We start from the raw sequence: 15177 nt of genomic DNA, 5'->3' as shown, positions 1-15177 counted from the left end.
ACCTGAGAGGGATTTACCCCCGACCGCGCCAATAGTCGGTTAGGTCTTGGGCGCTACCTTTCGGCGCATGGTCGTTGCTTTGCGAAACCCGAACACGCGATGTAGTGGCCATGTGTCGACGTCCCCACAAGGCTCAAACCCGCGCCGTTTGTATAGCGCGCGGGCACGCGGATTTCTGTCGATCACGTCCAGCCTGATCTCGGAGTAGCCGTCTTCCACCGCGATACGCGTTATGGCCTCCAGCAACGCAGTCCCGACCCCTTTGCCACGCGCGGCCTCGGCCACAAAGATGCCGTCCATCAGCAATTGCCCCTCAACGATCTCGCGCTCTAGCTTGTCCAAAATCAACCCGCGCCAAAGACCGCCAAAGCCGCCATAGATCGGCGTCAGGTCGGACAGCTCGCCACCGACCAAACCGCCTTCAGGGGTCTTGAAGCCGGCAACGCCCAACAGTTGATCGTTCTCAACTGCGCAAAGCGCAAATCTGGGTTGTAGAACATTAGAAATGAACTTGAGCGCCTTCGGCTCCGGCCCCAAAACAGACGTCAGCTTGCCAGAAAACGCAGCCCAAAACAGAGCCGCGACTTGCTCGCGTTGAGCATTCTCAAATCCGGCGATAATCTGCATCACATCCCGAAGCTTGCATACGGGATGTAGCGAACCATGTCGCCCCGATGGATATCCACCGCGCCGTCTGGCAACTCAACCAAGCCGTCGGCCCAGCTTAGCCCCGATATGCGACCCGATCCTTCGGAGGCAAAGACCTCCACCCCGTCCGCCCCCATACGTGCACGCAGGTACTCGCGCCGTCCCGGCTTTTTGCGCTTGGCAAACGCCGCCGCAACCATGAAGCCTTGGGGGCGCGACCATGCCGCCCCTGCCATTTTCAAACAGGCGGGGCGCGCGAAGATCAGCGCGCAGATCAATGCCGCCACCGGATTGCCCGGAAGACCAAATACCGGAACGCCTTGCCACAACGCCAAGGCCAGCGGGCGGCCCGGCTTGAGGGCGATCCGCCAAGCCTGCAAGTTCCCGTGCTCGCGCAGCAAGGCGGACACGTGGTCCTCATCCCCCGCCGACGCCCCGCCCGAGGTCAGGATCACGTCGCACCGCGCCGCTGCCTCGTCCAATCTGGCGCGTAAGGCGTCGCGGTCGTCTGCGGCGTGGCCAAGGTCCACCGCCTCAAAGCCCCAGCCCTGCGCCAGTTGCAAAAGCATCGGCCGGTTCGCGTCATAAGTCCGGTCAGAAGCGGCCTGCATGGCAGGGTCCACCAACTCGTCCCCAGTCGACAAAACGCCAACCTTGAGGCGCTTGAACACATCCAGCCGATCCACCCCAAGGGCAGCAAGCAGGCCTGCGTCTTGCGGGCCAAGCAGATGGCCGCCTGCGAAAACCTCCGCGCCTTGCTCAACATCTTCGCCCGCCTTGCGGGTGTTGGCGTAGGGGCGTATTGGCCCGCGAAACGCCACATGGGTCGTGGTCACGGTGCAGTCTTCCTCCAGCACCACAGTGTCCACGCCTTGCGGCAACACGGCGCCCGTCAGAATGCGTATCGCTTCGCCATGGGCCACCGCGCCGTCATAGGCACCTCCGGCTGCCGCACGCCCGTCCACAAGCGGCAAAACCTGATCGCCATCCTTTGTGCTGGCATGTGCAAAGCCGTAGCCATCCACGGCGGAGTTCGGCGCTGGCGGGTTAGAGCGGCGCGCAACCACATTGGCCGCGAGCACCCGACCCGCGGATTGCGCGTGCGAGACCTCTTCAACCCCCACAACCCGCGTCACCGCCGCGTTCAGCCTAGCAAGCGCGTCGTCAACGGGGGTCCAATCGACCCCCGCAGGAAGCGCAAAGCAATCGTCGCGCAGTTTGGGTGGGCGGGGTAGATCTGGGGGCAGGTCTGGGGCGGTCATACGATCCTCACAACCCGACGCGCGCAAGGATCAAATCGGCGATGGCTTTGGTATCGTTCAAGTCCATCACCGGCACGGCTGCATCCGGCGCGCTGTCTGAGGCCACCGCGATAATGGTCGGGTCGTTCGGCGCAATCAACGGCTCGCCGGTCTCCGCGCGGTGAGCCTCGATCTTGTCGTGACCTTCGCGCTTGTAGCCTTCCACCAGCACCAAATCGACGGGGTCTAGCTTGCTCAGCAGTTCGCCCAATGCCGGCTCATCCCCGCCGCGCAGCTCGGTCATCAACGCCCATCGGTTTCGCGAGGACAGGATCACCTGCGACGCCCCCGCCTCGCGGTGGCGGTAGCTGTCCTTGCCCGCGTGATCCACGTCAAACGAATGATGCGCATGTTTCAGCGTCGAGACCGTGAATCCCCGCGCGGTGATCTCGGCCACGAGGCGCTCCATCAATCCCGTCTTGCCGGAGTTCTTCCACCCCGTGACGCCAAATACGTTCATAACAAACCTTCCGCACGCGCCATGTCCTCGGGCGTGTTCACATTAAAAAACGGATCGAACGGCGTGGCGGGAAACTCGGCCGTTGCGGCACCATGCTTATCCGTCCAAGCCACCACTTTGCGCACACCGTCCGTGAGTGCCGCACGCAGGTCGTCGCGCAAATCCACCGGCCATAGCCCAAAGGTGGGGTGGCGCGACATGCCTCGTTTAGGGTCTGGTGTGGCGGCTAAGACAATCGGGGAGTTCGGCGCATTCTCTGCTGCCATCATCAATTGAGGCACCAAATCGCAGGGGAAGAACGGCGTGTCTGCCGCTGCCGTTACGATGTGGCTGTGTCCGCGGGACGCGGCCCAATCCATGCCAGCCAAGACGCCTGCCAATGGGCCGGGATATTCCGCAATGCTGTCGGCGACGATCGGCAGTCCAATGCGGTCAAACCGCGCCAGATCGCCGTTGGCGTTCAAACCCACCTCCGCCACCTGCGGCTCCAGCCGGTCTATAACGCGGGCCAGCAAGGTTCGCCCGCCCAAGCTCAGCAACCCCTTGTCGCCGCCCCCCATGCGCCGCGATTGACCACCTGCCAGAATGATGCCTGCGGGTTGTTTCATGCTGCATCTTTCCAAGCTTGAAGCTGTTCGCGAAACGCGTCGGGAGCCATAGGCAGTGCTGCGTCTGGAATGGGGTGAATGATGGCCCCCATCCGCAAAGCTGTTGCGTCAGATAACGACATGACCTCGGAAATGGCTGTCCACTTGTTGAACGAGTTTCCTAGGTTGTTTTCAAACCGCACGCCGCTCGCATCAAAGCAAACCTCTACGTCACCACGTGCGGCGTCTTGCTCCATGCTGCGGGCTGCTGTCTCGCGCAGCATCAAACGCGCGTTCACGACGACAATTCCAAACACGGAAACCATCCCGATTAAGAAAGCGATCAAATGTGACAGCTGCGTATCAAAGTTGAGCCAATTGTCGATGACATACAGACCCAAGATCATGATCACGCAAAGCGCAATTACGAATAGAACAAACGGTCCTTTCGGGCGGCGGCGCTGCAACTGCCCCCCCGCCTGCAACATGGCGCGCTGCATCTCCGCTTGGGTTGTGCGGAACGTGACGTTGATTTCAGCACTCATGCGCCACCCTTCCGGCCCGACTTCCTCGGCTCGTCTGTTATGCTCAAAGGGTCCGCGTCCCAGATCAAGCGCTCCGCGCCGGACAGGCACATGAACCGCTGCCCGCGCATGCGGCCAATCAGCGTCAGCCCCACCTGCTGCGCGATCTCCACGCCCCACGCCGTAAAGCCGGATCGCGACACCAACACCGGAATGCCCATCAGCGCCGTCTTGATCACCATCTCGGATGTTAGCCGCCCCGTGGTGTAGAGCACCTTATCGGCGGCCGTGGCCCCCTCAAGCGCCATCCAGCCGCTGACCTTGTCGACCGCGTTATGACGGCCCACATCTTCCATATACACCAGTGGGCGGCGACCTTCACATAGCACCGTCCCGTGAATGGCCCCCGCACTTAGGTACAGCGACGGGGCCGTGTTAATCGCCTTGGCCAACGCGTATAAATCGGATGTGCGCAGGCGGGCGTCGGGCAGGGTCACGCCCTCCAGCCCTTCCATCATGTCGCCAAAAACAGTTCCCACTGCGCATCCCGAAGTGCGGGTCTTCTTGGCCAGCTTTTCCTCGTGATCGGTCACCACGGCGGTGCGCACCACGGCGGTCGCTGTTTCCTCATCGTAGTCGATGCCGGTGATTTCATCTTGCGTGTTGACCATCCCTTGATTGCGCAAGAAGCCAAGCGCCAGATATTCGGGGTAGTCGCCAATGGTCATCGCGGTGACAATTTCTCGGGCATTCAGATAGATCGTCAGCGGGCGCTCCTCGACCACGCGCAGCGCGGTTTTGCGCCCCTCATGGTCGGTGCCAGTCACGCTGCGGGTTAAGCCCACGCGGTCAGGATCGGGCGCCAAGAGCCATTCCTGATCCGACATATCACTATTTGCCATTTGAACCCGCTCCCAAGGCGCTTTAGCACTGTTCAGGACCCAACCTTAAAGGCAGAGCATGTCTCCTTCCACCACCAAAACCGCCCTATGGCGCGGGGTTCGCGCCAGCATACCCTTCATATTCGTGGTGATGCCTTTCGCCACGCTATTTGGTGTCGCGGCCACGGAGGCGGGGATGCCCCTTACTCAGGTTATGGGGTTCTCATTGGTCGTCATTGCTGGGGCGGCCCAATTCACCGCCCTGCAATTCATGATTGAGAACGCGCCAACGTTGGTCGTGATCGCCTCCGCTTTGGCGGTGAACTTGCGCATGGCGATGTATTCAGCGGCTCTGGCCCCCCTGCTGGGGGATCAGGCCTTATGGCGGCGGGTCCTGATCAGCTACATGATCTTTGACCAAACCGCGAACCTCATGACTATGGACGATGAAACCCTCCCCACGCAGACGACGGCGCAACGAACGGCATTCTTCATTGGCAGCTCAATCCCTATCGTGACCTTTTGGATCGGCAGCACATGGGTTGGCGCGGCCCTTGGCGGGCAAATCCCGCCTGAGTACAGCTTGGATTTTGCCATGCCGATTGCCTTCCTCGCGATGGTCGCGCCCGCGCTGCGCACCCTGGCCCATATGGCGGCGGCGATCACATCCGTGGTCTTGGCCTTGGCGCTTGGCTTTGTGCCGTTGAACCTAGGCCTACTCATCGCGGCGGTGGTGGCGATGATGGTCGGTGCAGAGGTTGAAAGGCGCATGACATGAACTATTCGGTAGAGAATATCTGGTGGATCATCGCCTTTATCGGCATTGGCACCTTCATCATCCGATTTTCCTTCATCGGTCTGATCGGGTCGCGCGAAATGCCGCCATGGGTGCTGCGCCACTTGCGGTATACCTCGGTCGCTGTCCTTCCCGGTCTGGTCGCGCCCTTGGTTGTGTTTCCCGCCGCGACAGACGGCAACCCCGACCCCGCAAGGCTGGCCGCCGCCGCGACGACCATCCTCGTCGGCTACTTCTTCAAGCGCATCGTCACTGCGATGTTGGCTGGCGCGGTTGTGTTGTTCGTCATGCAATACCTGTTGGGTTAACGGCTCTTGCGGCGACGGGTCTTCGCTGCGCGCGGCCGTGATCCATCAAAGTCGAGCCAAAGCTTGCCCTTGTGGTAACCCCCGTGGATCAGGTGCCCCTTCCGGCGCACTTCTGGAAAGGTTTTCGCCCAGTCACGAAACAGATCGTTTGACACGACCTGCCCGCCTTCCGCGCGTGCGGCGCTCAAAAGGTGGCGATCTGCTTGCGAGCCTTTGTCCACAATGGAGACCTGCGCGGCGGGTATTTTCAACATCTGCGCCAGCTCGTCAGCACGCTTTGACCCTTTGAAAACGACATGACCAACATTGGCGTCGAACACCACATGCGGAACGATTCCCCGTTCCATTAACACCTCAATAGCGCCGATCACGGGATCAAGCGTGGGCGGCTCCCCGCCCCAATACATGACGTTGGAGCCATCTATTTGGACATGCATCCTAAACGGGCAGCGATGTTGTTTTGAACACGGTGCGCAGCGCGAAGCTGGATTGCATTTGCGCCACTCCGGGAAGTCGGGCCAGCGAGCGGCGGTGGATCGCGGCAAAGCCTTCGGTGTCTTCCGCCACGACCTTCAATAGGTAGTCCGCAGCCCCCGCCATCAAGTGGCATTCCAAAACCTCGGGGACTTTGGCGACCTCTTTCTCGAAGGCCTCCAACACCTCATCCGCTTGCCCGCTCAGCGTGATCTCCACAAAAACGGTCGTCGGACGGCCCACTTTGCGTGGGTCAAGCATCGCCACATAATCGCGAATAATGCCTTCACTCTCGAGACGTTGAACACGGCGATGACAAGCCGAGGCGGATAGGTTGACCTTCTCCGACAGGTCGGCATTCGACATGCGTCCGGATTTCTGCAGCACCCTCAAAATGCGTGCATCTGTGTCGTCATATGGAGCCATTCCGAAGAATCCTTTCATTAGTCCGTAGATATTAGCACAAACCGTGTTCAAATGGTACTCAACAAGGGACAAATTGCGAAAACCTACCATTAAAGCCAGGCTAGCATCATTGCAGGTAAAGAGGAGGACCCTGCCATGATCATCGGCTGCCCAAAGGAAATCAAACCCCAAGAATTTCGCGTCGGCATGACGCCAAACGCGGCACATGAGGCCGTCAATCACGGCCATAGCGTCCTGATCGAAACCGGCGCGGGATTGGGCGCGGGTTTTGAGGATGCCACATACATCGATGCAGGCGCGCAGATCGCCGCCACTGCCACAGATGTCTTCGCCAAGGCCGACATGATCGTGAAGGTCAAAGAGCCCCAAGCCGTTGAGCGCAAGATGCTGCGCGAGGGGCAGTTGCTGTTCACCTACCTGCACCTTGCGCCGGATCCCGAGCAGACCAAGGACTTGCTCGCCTCCGGATGCACCGCGATTGCCTACGAGACCGTAACCGATGCGAACGGTGGCTTGCCCTTGCTGGCCCCGATGTCCGAAGTTGCAGGCCGTCTTGCGCCGCAAGTTGGGGCTTGGACCTTACAAAAGGCCAATGGCGGTCGCGGCGTCCTTATGGGCGGCGTTCCGGGTGTTGGCCCTGCGCGTGTCATGGTCATCGGCGGCGGCGTAGTTGGCACACATGCCGCCAAAATCGCGGCGGGCATGGGCGCAGATGTGACCGTGTTGGACCGCTCCCTTCCGCGCATGCGGTATCTGGATGACGTCTTTGGCGGCGTGTTCAAAACGCAATATGCCTCCGCTGGTAACATTGCGGAGCTGGCGATGGAGGCCGATATGGTCGTAGGCGCCGTGTTGATCCCGGGCGCGGAGGCCCCCAAGCTGATCACCCGCGCTCAACTCTCGACAATGAAGCCCGGTGCGGCGCTGGTGGATGTGGCGATTGACCAAGGTGGTTGCTTCGAGACATCAAAGGCCACCACCCACGCCGATCCTGTCTATGAGGTTGACGGCGTGATGCACTATTGCGTGGCCAACATGCCTGGTGCGGTGGCGCGAACATCCACCATCGCCTTGGGCAACGCGACGATGCCCTTCATGCTGGCATTGGCCGACAAAGGCTGGAGGCAGGCCTGCGAGGACGACCCGCATTTGCTGAACGGGTTGAACGTCCACGCGGGGCAGCTGACCTACTATGCAGTTGGCAAGGCGCTTGGCATCGATGTGCTATCGCCCCAGCTGGCATTGAAGGCGTAGCAACGAAAAAGGCCCGCCGGATCAACCGGCGGGCCTGTCTTACGCGTGGCGTAAAAGACTTACTTCTTCAAAGCAGCCAAGATGTCTGCCAACAGCTCTTCTTGCGTTGGGCCAGCTGGCGCTTCCGGAGCAGCTTCTTCTTCTTTTTTCATGCCGTTCACGGTGCGAACCAGCATGAACACAACAAACGCGATGATCAGGAAGTTGATGATCGCCATGATGAAGTTACCGTAGGTAAATTCAGCATCGCCCACTTTTGCGGACAAGCCGCCGAAGTCTACGCCGCCCATGAAGATACCGATCAGCGGGTTGATCAAGTCAGCTACCAGTGAGCCCACGATTGCCGTGAAAGCCGCACCGATGATGATACCAACAGCCATGTCCATGACATTGCCCTTGGCGATAAAGTCTTTGAATTCGTTTAGCATCGTTCCATTCGTCCCTTTTGTTGTAACTGGCGCTATTGTTTTTTTGTTTGCGCCTGCAACGGTTAATAGCATTGATTTGCATCAAATCACTGGCTTTTTAGTGTATTGTTTCCGGAGACTTAAAGGGGAAACGCAGATACTTACGCTCAGAATGTGCAATATTCGCAGGAAACCGTTGCGCACGTATGGTTAAGATCGGCGAAACCCAAGCACCTGTAAAAGCTGCATTGTCTAGACAGCATTCGGTCACTTGGACCCCGCAACGGGTCATCTTGATCACCGGTGAATATCAAGGGCCATCACCCTTGAAAGATGCGGGATTAAAGCCCCGTCCAGCGCGACCACCACGGCGGCGCCGCCACTTTGCTACCTATCTACCGAGGAAATCCCCACCCGTGCGCCCATCTTTGGGCCGCACGGCATTGGGCGTATCAGTAGCTCAACCGGGCAATTGCCCCGTCAGCACATAGCGCAAGATCTCCGCCACCTTCAAAGGGTCTTCGGTCACGGCCAAGGCCGCCGCATCCACCTCTTTGAGGGCATGTTGGTGATCCGCCCCGTGCACGACAATCAAGGACTTGCCCAAGGCCGCCGCAAATCCCGCGTCGAAGGCTGCGTTCCATTGCTTGTACTTGTCGCCAAATCTGACAACCACCACGTCGGCGTCTTGGATTCCCTTGCGGGTACGAATGGCGTTCACCATCGCGCCCTTATGGTCATGCCAATACTTTTGATCTTCGGCCCCAAGGATATTGACACCGCAATCATCCGACGCGCCGTGGTCTGTCACCGGCGCGTTGAAGCTCACGTCCAGCCCCTTCGAGGCCTCAACGATCTGCTCGCGCCAATCCGTGTGAATTTCACCCGACAAATATACCTTCAGCGTCATGATCTTGCGTCTTTCTCTGGTTGATCCCTAATTGAGCCCAAGCCTGACACTTACAACGCTGAAGGCAAGTGCATTTAACCGACAAAGATGACTTCGCTTATATAGAAGCTCAAGAAACCGCGGCTATCGATACCTTTAAGGGTCAGCGTGTCATAGAAGCCGATGTCAATCACGGCCCCGTCGATGGCACCATCAATGCAACAAAAACACCCGCCCTCTAAAAAAGAGGGCGGGCGCAAGTCGTCTAAGTTGATGCGGAATTAACCGATCAGCGGGTCACTATAGTGCGCTGTGAACTCACTCAAATCGGTGTCATCAAACGTCAGGGTCAAACCCTTGTCCAACCGCAAAACCAAGTCGGAGCCGTCTTGGGTCAAGGTGGCATCTGCCGCGCCCGCCAAGAAGTCAGCCATGAAATCCTCGTCGGATTGACCTGCGATGATGAAGTCATCAAGACCCAACTCAAAGTCGGTCACTGTCACCAAGGAGCGCTTCTTAGCGCCCATCCCGTAGAATTCGAACGTGTCGGCATCTGCGCCACCGGTCAAAGTGTGCCAGCCACCTTTGGTGGTGTTCGCCAAGATGTGGTCTTCACCGTTGCCACCGTTCGCCACCGAGCCGTGCAGGCCCGTGTCGATGGTGTCGCTGCCTGCGCCGCCGCTCAGGGTGTTGTTGCCCTTTACGCCGTAGATGAAGTCATCACCATCACCACCTTCGATGATGTCAGCCCCTTTGCCGCCATAAAGCGTATCGCCACCAAGCCCGCCGGAAATGTCATCATTCCCTGCGCCGCCATCGACGAAGTCGTCGTGTTTGCCCGCAACGATGGTGTCATTACCAGCGCCACCGAGCAGAATATCTTCGCCTTTGCCGCCGTTGATGAAGTCATCACCATCGCCGCCTACGACCCGATCGTTCCCTTTATCGGCGATAATTGTGTATTCGCTATCAACCCCCGGGTAGAGGAGCGGAATACTAATATCATCGTCGCCGGACGTACCTAAAACTGTAGTTACCATTACTAAATCCTTACTGCTTCGTAGAATCGACGCACTCCCCTCCGAGGACGTCTGATCAAGGCGAATTCACCACTGAAACATGGCTAAGTCTGAGCAATTTAACGACAATTTTAAGATGTGGCATAAATCCCGCGCCCAATCAGGCGCAGGATCAAAGATTAGCCGCGTAATGTGCCACCGGTCGCCTTGGAGACCTTCTCGACGATCTTGGCGCTGACCGCCTCGATGTCTTCGTCCTTCAAGGTTTTCTCGGTAGGCTGCAAACGGACCGTGATGGCCAAGGACTTCTTGCCCTCGCCTAGCGAGCCGCCGATGAATTCATCAAACACCCGCACACCGTCGATCAGGGCCTTATCGGCACCAGCGGCGGCATTGATCAATGTCAGGGCCTCAACCCCAGTGTCGACCACGAAAGCAAAGTCACGCTCCACCGCTTGCAGGTCTTGCAAGGTCAGTGCCGCACGGGTCGCCGATTTCGATTTCGGGAACGGAATTTCGGACGGCCAAAGTGTAAACGCCATCGCGGGGCCTTTAATATCATACGCCGCGAGGATCTTCGGGTGGATTTCACCGAACACGCCCAGCACCTTTTTCGGGCCAAGGCAGATTTTGCCGTGACGGCCAGGGTGCCAAGTGTCATCCGCACCGCGCAGGACTTGCACCTTCGCAGGGGCACCCATTGCGGCCAGTGCCGCCTCGGCATCCGCCTTCACGTCATACACATCCACCACGCGCCGTGCGCCGTGCACATCCTTAGGGCCGGTGTGGCCAATCAACAGACCGCTGGCCAACAAGTGCTGCTCGGTCGGCTCGCCGCCGTGGAAGGCAGGGCCAACTTCGAACAAAGACATATCGTTGAAACCGCGCGCTTGGTTGCGCGCGGCGGCTTGCAGCAAGCCCGGCAGCAACGCGGGACGCATGTGCGACATCTCGGAGCTGATCGGGTTCTCCAGTTTCGTCGCATCCGTGCCGCCGCCAAACAGCGCCGCCGACTTGGCGTCGATGAAGGAGTAATGAACGCATTCATTATAACCAAGTGCTGCAATCGTGCGTCGAGCGACTTGCTCGCGTTTTTGCATCGGCGTCAGGATCGGCTTTGGCAGGCCGGCCTCAATACGCGGCAACGGGCGGCCTTCCAGCTTGGTCAACGAGGCGATGCGGGCGACCTCTTCGACCAGATCGGCCTCGCCCTGCACGTCGGGGCGCCAAGACGGCACTTGCGCCATGTCACCGTCCATCACGAAGCCCAAAGCCTCCAGCGATGCGACTTGAGTGGCGGCTGGGATTTCCATGCCGACCAGCGACTGCACGCGATCCGTGTCCAGCTTATAGGCCCGCGAATGATCCGGAAGTGCGCCAGCCATGACAACCTCGGAGGCCTCGCCGCCACAAAGATCGATAATCATGCGCGTTGCGTGCTCGATGCCGTCCGGTGTCCACGCAGGATCGATGCCCCGCTCAAAGCGGTAGCGTGCGTCGGAGTTGATCTTCAGCTTACGGCCCGTGTGCGCGGTGCGGATTGGATCAAAGAACGCCGCCTCCAAGAACACGTCGGTCGTTTCCTCGCTGCAGCTGGAGTGCAAGCCCCCCATGATGCCGCCAAGGCTCTCGATGCCGCCCGCGTCAGAGATCACGGTCATGCCCTCTTGCAGAGTGTATTCCTTGTCGTCCAACGCCGCGAAGCTTTCGCCGCCTTTGGACAGATGCACCTTCAGCGCTCCGCCCTTAACCTTGCTGGCGTCAAAGACGTGCAGCGGACGGTTGCGGTCATAGGTAAAGAAGTTGGTAATATCGACCAAAGCAGAGATCGGGCGCAGGCCAACAGCCTTCAACGCGTCCTGCAACCAAGCAGGCGACGGGCCGTTTTTCACGCCCCTGATCACGCGACCATAGAAGACGGGGCACGCCTCAGTGTCTTCAATGCTCACGCTGATCGGGCAGGGGAAGCTGGCGTTTACCGGCTCCACGTCGCGGGCCTTTAGGGTGCCAAGCCCGCGCGCCGCCAAATCACGTGCGATGCCGCGCACGCCCAACGCGTCTGGGCGGTTCGGCGTAATGGCGATCTCGATCACGGTGTCGACTTTGGACGGGTCGTTCGCCGCCAGCCAGTCGGTGAACTTTTGGCCCACGTCGCCGCTGTCTAGCTCGATGATACCGTCATGTTCTTCGGACAGCTCCATCTCGCGCTCCGAGCACATCATGCCGTAGCTCTCGATGCCGCGGATTTTGCCGACGCCAATGGTGGTGTCGATGCCCGGCACATAAACGCCAGGCTTGGCGACGACGACGGTGATCCCCTCGCGGGCGTTAGGCGCGCCGCAAATGATCTGCATCTCGCCCTCGTCGGTTTCGACCTGACACACCCGCAGCTTGTCGGCGTCAGGGTGCTTCTCGGCGGACTTAACGTGGCCGATGGTAAAGGCGGACAGGCGCTCGGATGGGTTCTCGACACCTTCGACCTCTAGGCCGAGGTCCGTCAAAGCATAAAGGATATCGTCAAGGCTGGCTTCGGTTTCTAGGTGATCCTTGAGCCAAGAGAGAGTGAATTTCATGCCGCGCGCCTTCGTCTAAATCTGTAAGTAGGGACAATTGCCCCCAGTTGTCCCCTGCTACCCCATCAATAAGGCAAGTGAAAGTGCCGCCTCACCTTTCGAACCACCAGCAAACATGAAGGATTGGAGCTATAAGCCACAATCTCGCCACATTTTGGGTCCAAATAGGGCACAAGTGGGGCATCAACGTGATTCTAAAGTACTAAGGTGCATGGTATGCAATTTTTGTTCGACATATTGGCCTCGGCGTTCAAGCCCTCGCTTATTGCCCTGTCGATTGCGTTCGGGGTGGCTATCATCTCGTTCAACGACTCCCCGCTTCGGGTAAACCAAAGCTCAATTGATCTTGGCAATATTGGTTGCCCAGCACTACTGAACTTTGCCTGTGGCCCAGGCGGCTTCCTGCGCTAAGGCGCTAGAAACTAATTTCGGTGTAATGTTTCAGCATTTCGTTTCTCCAAGGGCGTAGCTGATGACCCTCTGTCACTCGAACATCCCTCCAACATGTATGCTGCACATCGGTAAAACCGGTGGCAGCTACATGCGCTCTATCCTTAAGTACAACGAAGATCGCTGGACCCGCCCGCTGCATCTGCTTGGGCATGGGGGCACGTTAAAAGGCTCGGCCAAGCGCTTTGGCAACGATCGCCAACTGGCCTTTGTGGTCCGCGATCCACTCACTCGCTTCACATCCGCATTCTACTCGCGGCAACGCCAAGGCAGGCCGACCTATCAGTCGCCGTGGAGCGCCGAGGAAGCCGTCGCCTTCTTGTGGTTTGAAACGGCAGAGGAGTTGGCCTTGGCTCTGGGGTCAAAGCACGAGCGAGAGAAATCCGCGGCCTTATTCGCCTTCTCCGCCATCCAGCATCTCAAGATGGACCTTCGCCACTACCTAGGCGGCATCGGCCCGCTCATGGCGGAACGAGAAAACATCGCCGTCTGTGTGGATCTGGCCGATTTGGACGCCCATCTCCCCGCCATCATGCAAAAGCTTGGGCTGGAGAACTACGACATGCCACCCAAGCCCAAAACCCATACAGCACCCGCTCCATTGCCGTCCTTGAGCACGCAGGCCGAAACCTCCCTGCGCGCACATTGGGCCGAGGAGTTCGAACTATACGACGTTGCTTGCGAAATCGCCGACCAGCTGGGGTTTACTTAGGCGAGGCGTGCAACCGTGCGTAAGCCTTCGCCTCTCGGATCAAAAGCCGACGCTGCGACAAGTAGCTGGACGGCAATGGCGCGCCCGCATGGTGGTGAATGTGTTCGCGCAAAACAGTGGCAAGCACCAATGCATTTTCGGCAACACGCTGCGGCAGCACCGGCCAAACGGGCTTCGCCGCGTAGAGGCCAACTATCCACATGGCGCGCCGAAATTGCGCATGAAGCTCATCTGGGGGCAGGTCTGCGGTCGCGTCAAACAATCGCCGACGCAGGCCGTAATCGCGCGTGATCCTCACGCAGAAATACAGCAGCGCCAACGATGGCGGAACCGAGCCAAAAAGTATCGACCAATCCCAAACGTGCAGCAGCATTGTTAGCGGCTAAGTCCGCCCGTCAGGTTCGGTTGATCCAGCGAGGCGAAGCCGTAGTGGCGCAGCCAACGCAGGTCGCTGTCGAAGAACGCACGCAGGTCGGGGATGCCGTATTTCAACATCGCAAGGCGGTCGATCCCGATGCCGAAGGCGAAGCCTTGGTACTCGTTGGGGTCGATGCCCGCCGCCGTCAGCACCTTCGGGTGCACCATGCCGGAGCCAAGCACTTCCATCCAATCGTCGCCCTCACCAATCTTCAGCTGGCCGCCCTTCCATGTGCACTGGATATCCACCTCGGCTGATGGTTCCGTGAACGGGAAGTGTGACGCGCGGAAGCGGGTCTGGATGCCTTCGATCTCGAAGAATGCCTTGAAGAATTCCTCCAACACCCACTTGAGGTTCGCCATCGAGATGTCCTTGTCGATGGCAAGGCCCTCGATCTGGTGGAACATCGGCGTGTGGGTTTGGTCGTAGTCAGCGCGGTACACACGACCCGGACAGATGATGCGGATCGGGGCACCCTGCTCCTTCATGGAGCGGATTTGTACCGGTGACGTATGGGTCCGCAGCACGTGGGGCGGGCGGTCATCCCCTTCGGCGCGGTTCATGTAGAAGGTGTCCATTTCACCACGCGCGGGGTGGTGGCTTGGGATGTTAAGCGCGTCGAAGTTGTGCCAGTCATCCTCAACCTGCGGGCCTTCGGCGACGCCAAAGCCCAGATTGGCGAAGATTGCGGACACTTCCTCCATCACCTGACTGATCGGGTGAATGGTGCCAGCGGGGCGGTTACGGCCCGGCAAGGTTACGTCCAGCCACTCGGTGCGTAGGCGGGCATCCAGTGCCGCATCGGCCAACGCGGCTTTCTTGGCAACCAGCGCGGAATTCACTTCATCTTTCAGCGCATTCAACGCAGGGCCCGCGACTTGGCGCTCCTCAGGGGTCATCTTGCCCAGCTCGCGCATGCGCAGGCTGATCTCGCCCTTTTTGCCCAAGGATGAGACCCGCAGGTCCTCCAAAGTGGCTTCATCTGCCGCGTCGGCAATTTGGCTTAAATATTTGGCTTTCAGATCGTCCATGACGGCCCCCGATTTGGTG

Annotated in this window: 19 protein-coding genes; 5 read left to right on the top strand and 14 right to left on the bottom strand. The window is 59.2% G+C overall.

Features of this window, described 5'->3' with window-relative positions; translation table 11 throughout:
* Window positions 1–39: 39 nt before the first annotated feature.
* From ABJN86_RS09290 to fdhD, 6 genes are read right to left on the bottom strand one after another with little or no spacing between them, the layout of a single operon-like run.
* Window positions 40–627, bottom strand: coding sequence for a GNAT family N-acetyltransferase (locus tag ABJN86_RS09290; protein WP_348366929.1), 588 nt, complete (start codon window positions 625–627; stop codon window positions 40–42).
* Window positions 627–1910, bottom strand: coding sequence for a gephyrin-like molybdotransferase Glp (glp, locus tag ABJN86_RS09285; protein WP_348366550.1), 1284 nt, complete (start codon window positions 1908–1910; stop codon window positions 627–629). The genes ABJN86_RS09290 and glp overlap by 1 nt, the downstream gene beginning before the upstream one ends.
* A 7-nt stretch (window positions 1911–1917) precedes the next feature.
* Window positions 1918–2409, bottom strand: a complete 492-nt coding sequence (gene mobB / locus ABJN86_RS09280) for a molybdopterin-guanine dinucleotide biosynthesis protein B (RefSeq protein ID WP_348366549.1) — start codon at window positions 2407–2409, stop codon at window positions 1918–1920.
* Window positions 2406–3017: a molybdenum cofactor guanylyltransferase MobA gene (mobA, locus tag ABJN86_RS09275; protein WP_348366548.1), complete on the bottom strand. Its 612-nt coding sequence runs from the start codon at window positions 3015–3017 to the stop codon at window positions 2406–2408. The genes mobB and mobA overlap by 4 nt, the downstream gene beginning before the upstream one ends.
* Entirely contained in the window at window positions 3014–3541 is a 528-nt protein-coding gene (locus tag ABJN86_RS09270; RefSeq protein ID WP_348366546.1) for a hypothetical protein, read from the bottom strand. The genes mobA and ABJN86_RS09270 overlap by 4 nt, the downstream gene beginning before the upstream one ends.
* Complete coding sequence (fdhD, locus tag ABJN86_RS09265) at window positions 3538–4422, bottom strand: formate dehydrogenase accessory sulfurtransferase FdhD (protein WP_348366544.1); 885 nt, start codon at window positions 4420–4422, stop codon at window positions 3538–3540. Before fdhD ends, ABJN86_RS09270 begins: the two co-directional genes overlap by 4 nt.
* 58 nt (window positions 4423–4480) lie before the next feature.
* Here fdhD and ABJN86_RS09260 point away from each other — a divergent pair, with 58 nt between their 5' ends.
* Complete coding sequence (locus ABJN86_RS09260) at window positions 4481–5179, top strand: AzlC family ABC transporter permease (protein WP_348366543.1); 699 nt, start codon at window positions 4481–4483, stop codon at window positions 5177–5179.
* A complete protein-coding gene (locus ABJN86_RS09255; RefSeq protein WP_348366541.1) occupies window positions 5176–5505 on the top strand; it encodes an AzlD domain-containing protein in 330 nt (109 codons plus the stop codon). The genes ABJN86_RS09260 and ABJN86_RS09255 overlap by 4 nt, the downstream gene beginning before the upstream one ends.
* Here ABJN86_RS09255 and ABJN86_RS09250 read toward each other — a convergent pair.
* Window positions 5502–5942, bottom strand: coding sequence for a hypothetical protein (locus ABJN86_RS09250; RefSeq protein ID WP_348366539.1), 441 nt, complete (start codon window positions 5940–5942; stop codon window positions 5502–5504). The two genes, ABJN86_RS09255 and ABJN86_RS09250, sit on opposite strands and share 4 nt — an antisense overlap.
* A 1-nt stretch (window position 5943) precedes the next feature.
* On the bottom strand, window positions 5944–6405 hold the full coding sequence (locus tag ABJN86_RS09245; protein ID WP_348366538.1) for an Lrp/AsnC family transcriptional regulator: 462 nt from the start codon (window positions 6403–6405) through the stop codon (window positions 5944–5946).
* Between the two features lie 135 nt (window positions 6406–6540).
* Between ABJN86_RS09245 and ald the strand changes: the two genes are divergently transcribed.
* Window positions 6541–7659, top strand: a complete 1119-nt coding sequence (gene ald, locus ABJN86_RS09240) for an alanine dehydrogenase (protein ID WP_348366537.1) — start codon at window positions 6541–6543, stop codon at window positions 7657–7659.
* 59 nt (window positions 7660–7718) lie between these two features.
* Here ald and mscL read toward each other — a convergent pair whose 3' ends face one another.
* From mscL to pheT, 4 genes are all read right to left on the bottom strand, one after another.
* Window positions 7719–8087 (bottom strand): large conductance mechanosensitive channel protein MscL, encoded by a 369-nt coding sequence (gene mscL / locus ABJN86_RS09235; RefSeq protein WP_348366535.1) that lies wholly within the window; start codon window positions 8085–8087, stop codon window positions 7719–7721.
* Between the two features lie 439 nt (window positions 8088–8526).
* Window positions 8527–8976 (bottom strand): YtoQ family protein, encoded by a 450-nt coding sequence (locus tag ABJN86_RS09230; protein ID WP_348366533.1) that lies wholly within the window; start codon window positions 8974–8976, stop codon window positions 8527–8529.
* Window positions 8977–9236: 260 nt separating this feature from the next.
* Window positions 9237–9995 (bottom strand): calcium-binding protein, encoded by a 759-nt coding sequence (locus ABJN86_RS09225; RefSeq protein WP_348366531.1) that lies wholly within the window; start codon window positions 9993–9995, stop codon window positions 9237–9239.
* Window positions 9996–10153: 158 nt separating this feature from the next.
* The gene (pheT, locus tag ABJN86_RS09220) at window positions 10154–12547 is read right to left on the bottom strand and encodes a phenylalanine--tRNA ligase subunit beta (protein ID WP_348366529.1); all 2394 of its coding nucleotides are present in this window, start codon (window positions 12545–12547) and stop codon (window positions 10154–10156) included.
* A gap of 216 nt (window positions 12548–12763) precedes the next feature.
* Here pheT and ABJN86_RS09215 point away from each other — a divergent pair, with 216 nt between their 5' ends.
* The gene (locus ABJN86_RS09215) at window positions 12764–12958 is read left to right on the top strand and encodes a hypothetical protein (protein WP_348366527.1); all 195 of its coding nucleotides are present in this window, start codon (window positions 12764–12766) and stop codon (window positions 12956–12958) included.
* A gap of 61 nt (window positions 12959–13019) precedes the next feature.
* Window positions 13020–13709, top strand: a complete 690-nt coding sequence (locus tag ABJN86_RS09210) for a hypothetical protein (protein WP_348366525.1) — start codon at window positions 13020–13022, stop codon at window positions 13707–13709.
* On the opposite strand, the gene ABJN86_RS09205 is transcribed toward ABJN86_RS09210, so the two are convergent.
* Both ABJN86_RS09205 and pheS read right to left on the bottom strand, forming a co-directional pair.
* Window positions 13702–14082: a hypothetical protein gene (locus tag ABJN86_RS09205; RefSeq protein ID WP_348366523.1), complete on the bottom strand. Its 381-nt coding sequence runs from the start codon at window positions 14080–14082 to the stop codon at window positions 13702–13704. The genes ABJN86_RS09210 and ABJN86_RS09205 overlap by 8 nt on opposite strands.
* 2 nt (window positions 14083–14084) lie before the next feature.
* Complete coding sequence (gene pheS / locus ABJN86_RS09200) at window positions 14085–15158, bottom strand: phenylalanine--tRNA ligase subunit alpha (RefSeq protein ID WP_348366522.1); 1074 nt, start codon at window positions 15156–15158, stop codon at window positions 14085–14087.
* Window positions 15159–15177: the final 19 nt, after the last annotated feature.

This window comes from Litoreibacter sp., assembly GCF_039974535.1.
In the GTDB taxonomy this organism is placed as follows: domain Bacteria; phylum Pseudomonadota; class Alphaproteobacteria; order Rhodobacterales; family Rhodobacteraceae; genus Litoreibacter.
This window is presented reverse-complemented; position numbering and strand designations above follow the sequence as displayed.

Excerpts from the sequence above, each read along its gene's own strand:
- mobB (WP_348366549.1), bottom strand. The coding sequence starts at position 2,409 with ATGAACGTATTTGGCGTCACGGGGTGGAAGAACTCCGGCAAGACGGGA.
- ABJN86_RS09250 (WP_348366539.1), bottom strand. The coding sequence starts at position 5,942 with ATGCATGTCCAAATAGATGGCTCCAACGTCATGTATTGGGGCGGGGAG.
- ABJN86_RS09260 (WP_348366543.1), top strand. The coding sequence starts at position 4,481 with ATGTCTCCTTCCACCACCAAAACCGCCCTATGGCGCGGGGTTCGCGCC.
- ABJN86_RS09210 (WP_348366525.1), top strand. The coding sequence starts at position 13,020 with ATGACCCTCTGTCACTCGAACATCCCTCCAACATGTATGCTGCACATC.
- ABJN86_RS09225 (WP_348366531.1), bottom strand. The coding sequence starts at position 9,995 with ATGGTAACTACAGTTTTAGGTACGTCCGGCGACGATGATATTAGTATT.
- ABJN86_RS09255 (WP_348366541.1), top strand. The coding sequence starts at position 5,176 with ATGAACTATTCGGTAGAGAATATCTGGTGGATCATCGCCTTTATCGGC.
- pheT (WP_348366529.1), bottom strand. The coding sequence starts at position 12,547 with ATGAAATTCACTCTCTCTTGGCTCAAGGATCACCTAGAAACCGAAGCC.
- glp (WP_348366550.1), bottom strand. The coding sequence starts at position 1,910 with ATGACCGCCCCAGACCTGCCCCCAGATCTACCCCGCCCACCCAAACTG.
- mobA (WP_348366548.1), bottom strand. The coding sequence starts at position 3,017 with ATGAAACAACCCGCAGGCATCATTCTGGCAGGTGGTCAATCGCGGCGC.
- ABJN86_RS09205 (WP_348366523.1), bottom strand. The coding sequence starts at position 14,082 with ATGCTGCTGCACGTTTGGGATTGGTCGATACTTTTTGGCTCGGTTCCG.
- ABJN86_RS09290 (WP_348366929.1), bottom strand. The coding sequence starts at position 627 with ATGCAGATTATCGCCGGATTTGAGAATGCTCAACGCGAGCAAGTCGCG.
- ABJN86_RS09270 (WP_348366546.1), bottom strand. The coding sequence starts at position 3,541 with ATGAGTGCTGAAATCAACGTCACGTTCCGCACAACCCAAGCGGAGATG.
- mscL (WP_348366535.1), bottom strand. The coding sequence starts at position 8,087 with ATGCTAAACGAATTCAAAGACTTTATCGCCAAGGGCAATGTCATGGAC.
- ald (WP_348366537.1), top strand. The coding sequence starts at position 6,541 with ATGATCATCGGCTGCCCAAAGGAAATCAAACCCCAAGAATTTCGCGTC.
- ABJN86_RS09245 (WP_348366538.1), bottom strand. The coding sequence starts at position 6,405 with ATGGCTCCATATGACGACACAGATGCACGCATTTTGAGGGTGCTGCAG.
- fdhD (WP_348366544.1), bottom strand. The coding sequence starts at position 4,422 with ATGGCAAATAGTGATATGTCGGATCAGGAATGGCTCTTGGCGCCCGAT.
- ABJN86_RS09230 (WP_348366533.1), bottom strand. The coding sequence starts at position 8,976 with ATGACGCTGAAGGTATATTTGTCGGGTGAAATTCACACGGATTGGCGC.
- ABJN86_RS09215 (WP_348366527.1), top strand. The coding sequence starts at position 12,764 with ATGCAATTTTTGTTCGACATATTGGCCTCGGCGTTCAAGCCCTCGCTT.
- pheS (WP_348366522.1), bottom strand. The coding sequence starts at position 15,158 with ATGGACGATCTGAAAGCCAAATATTTAAGCCAAATTGCCGACGCGGCA.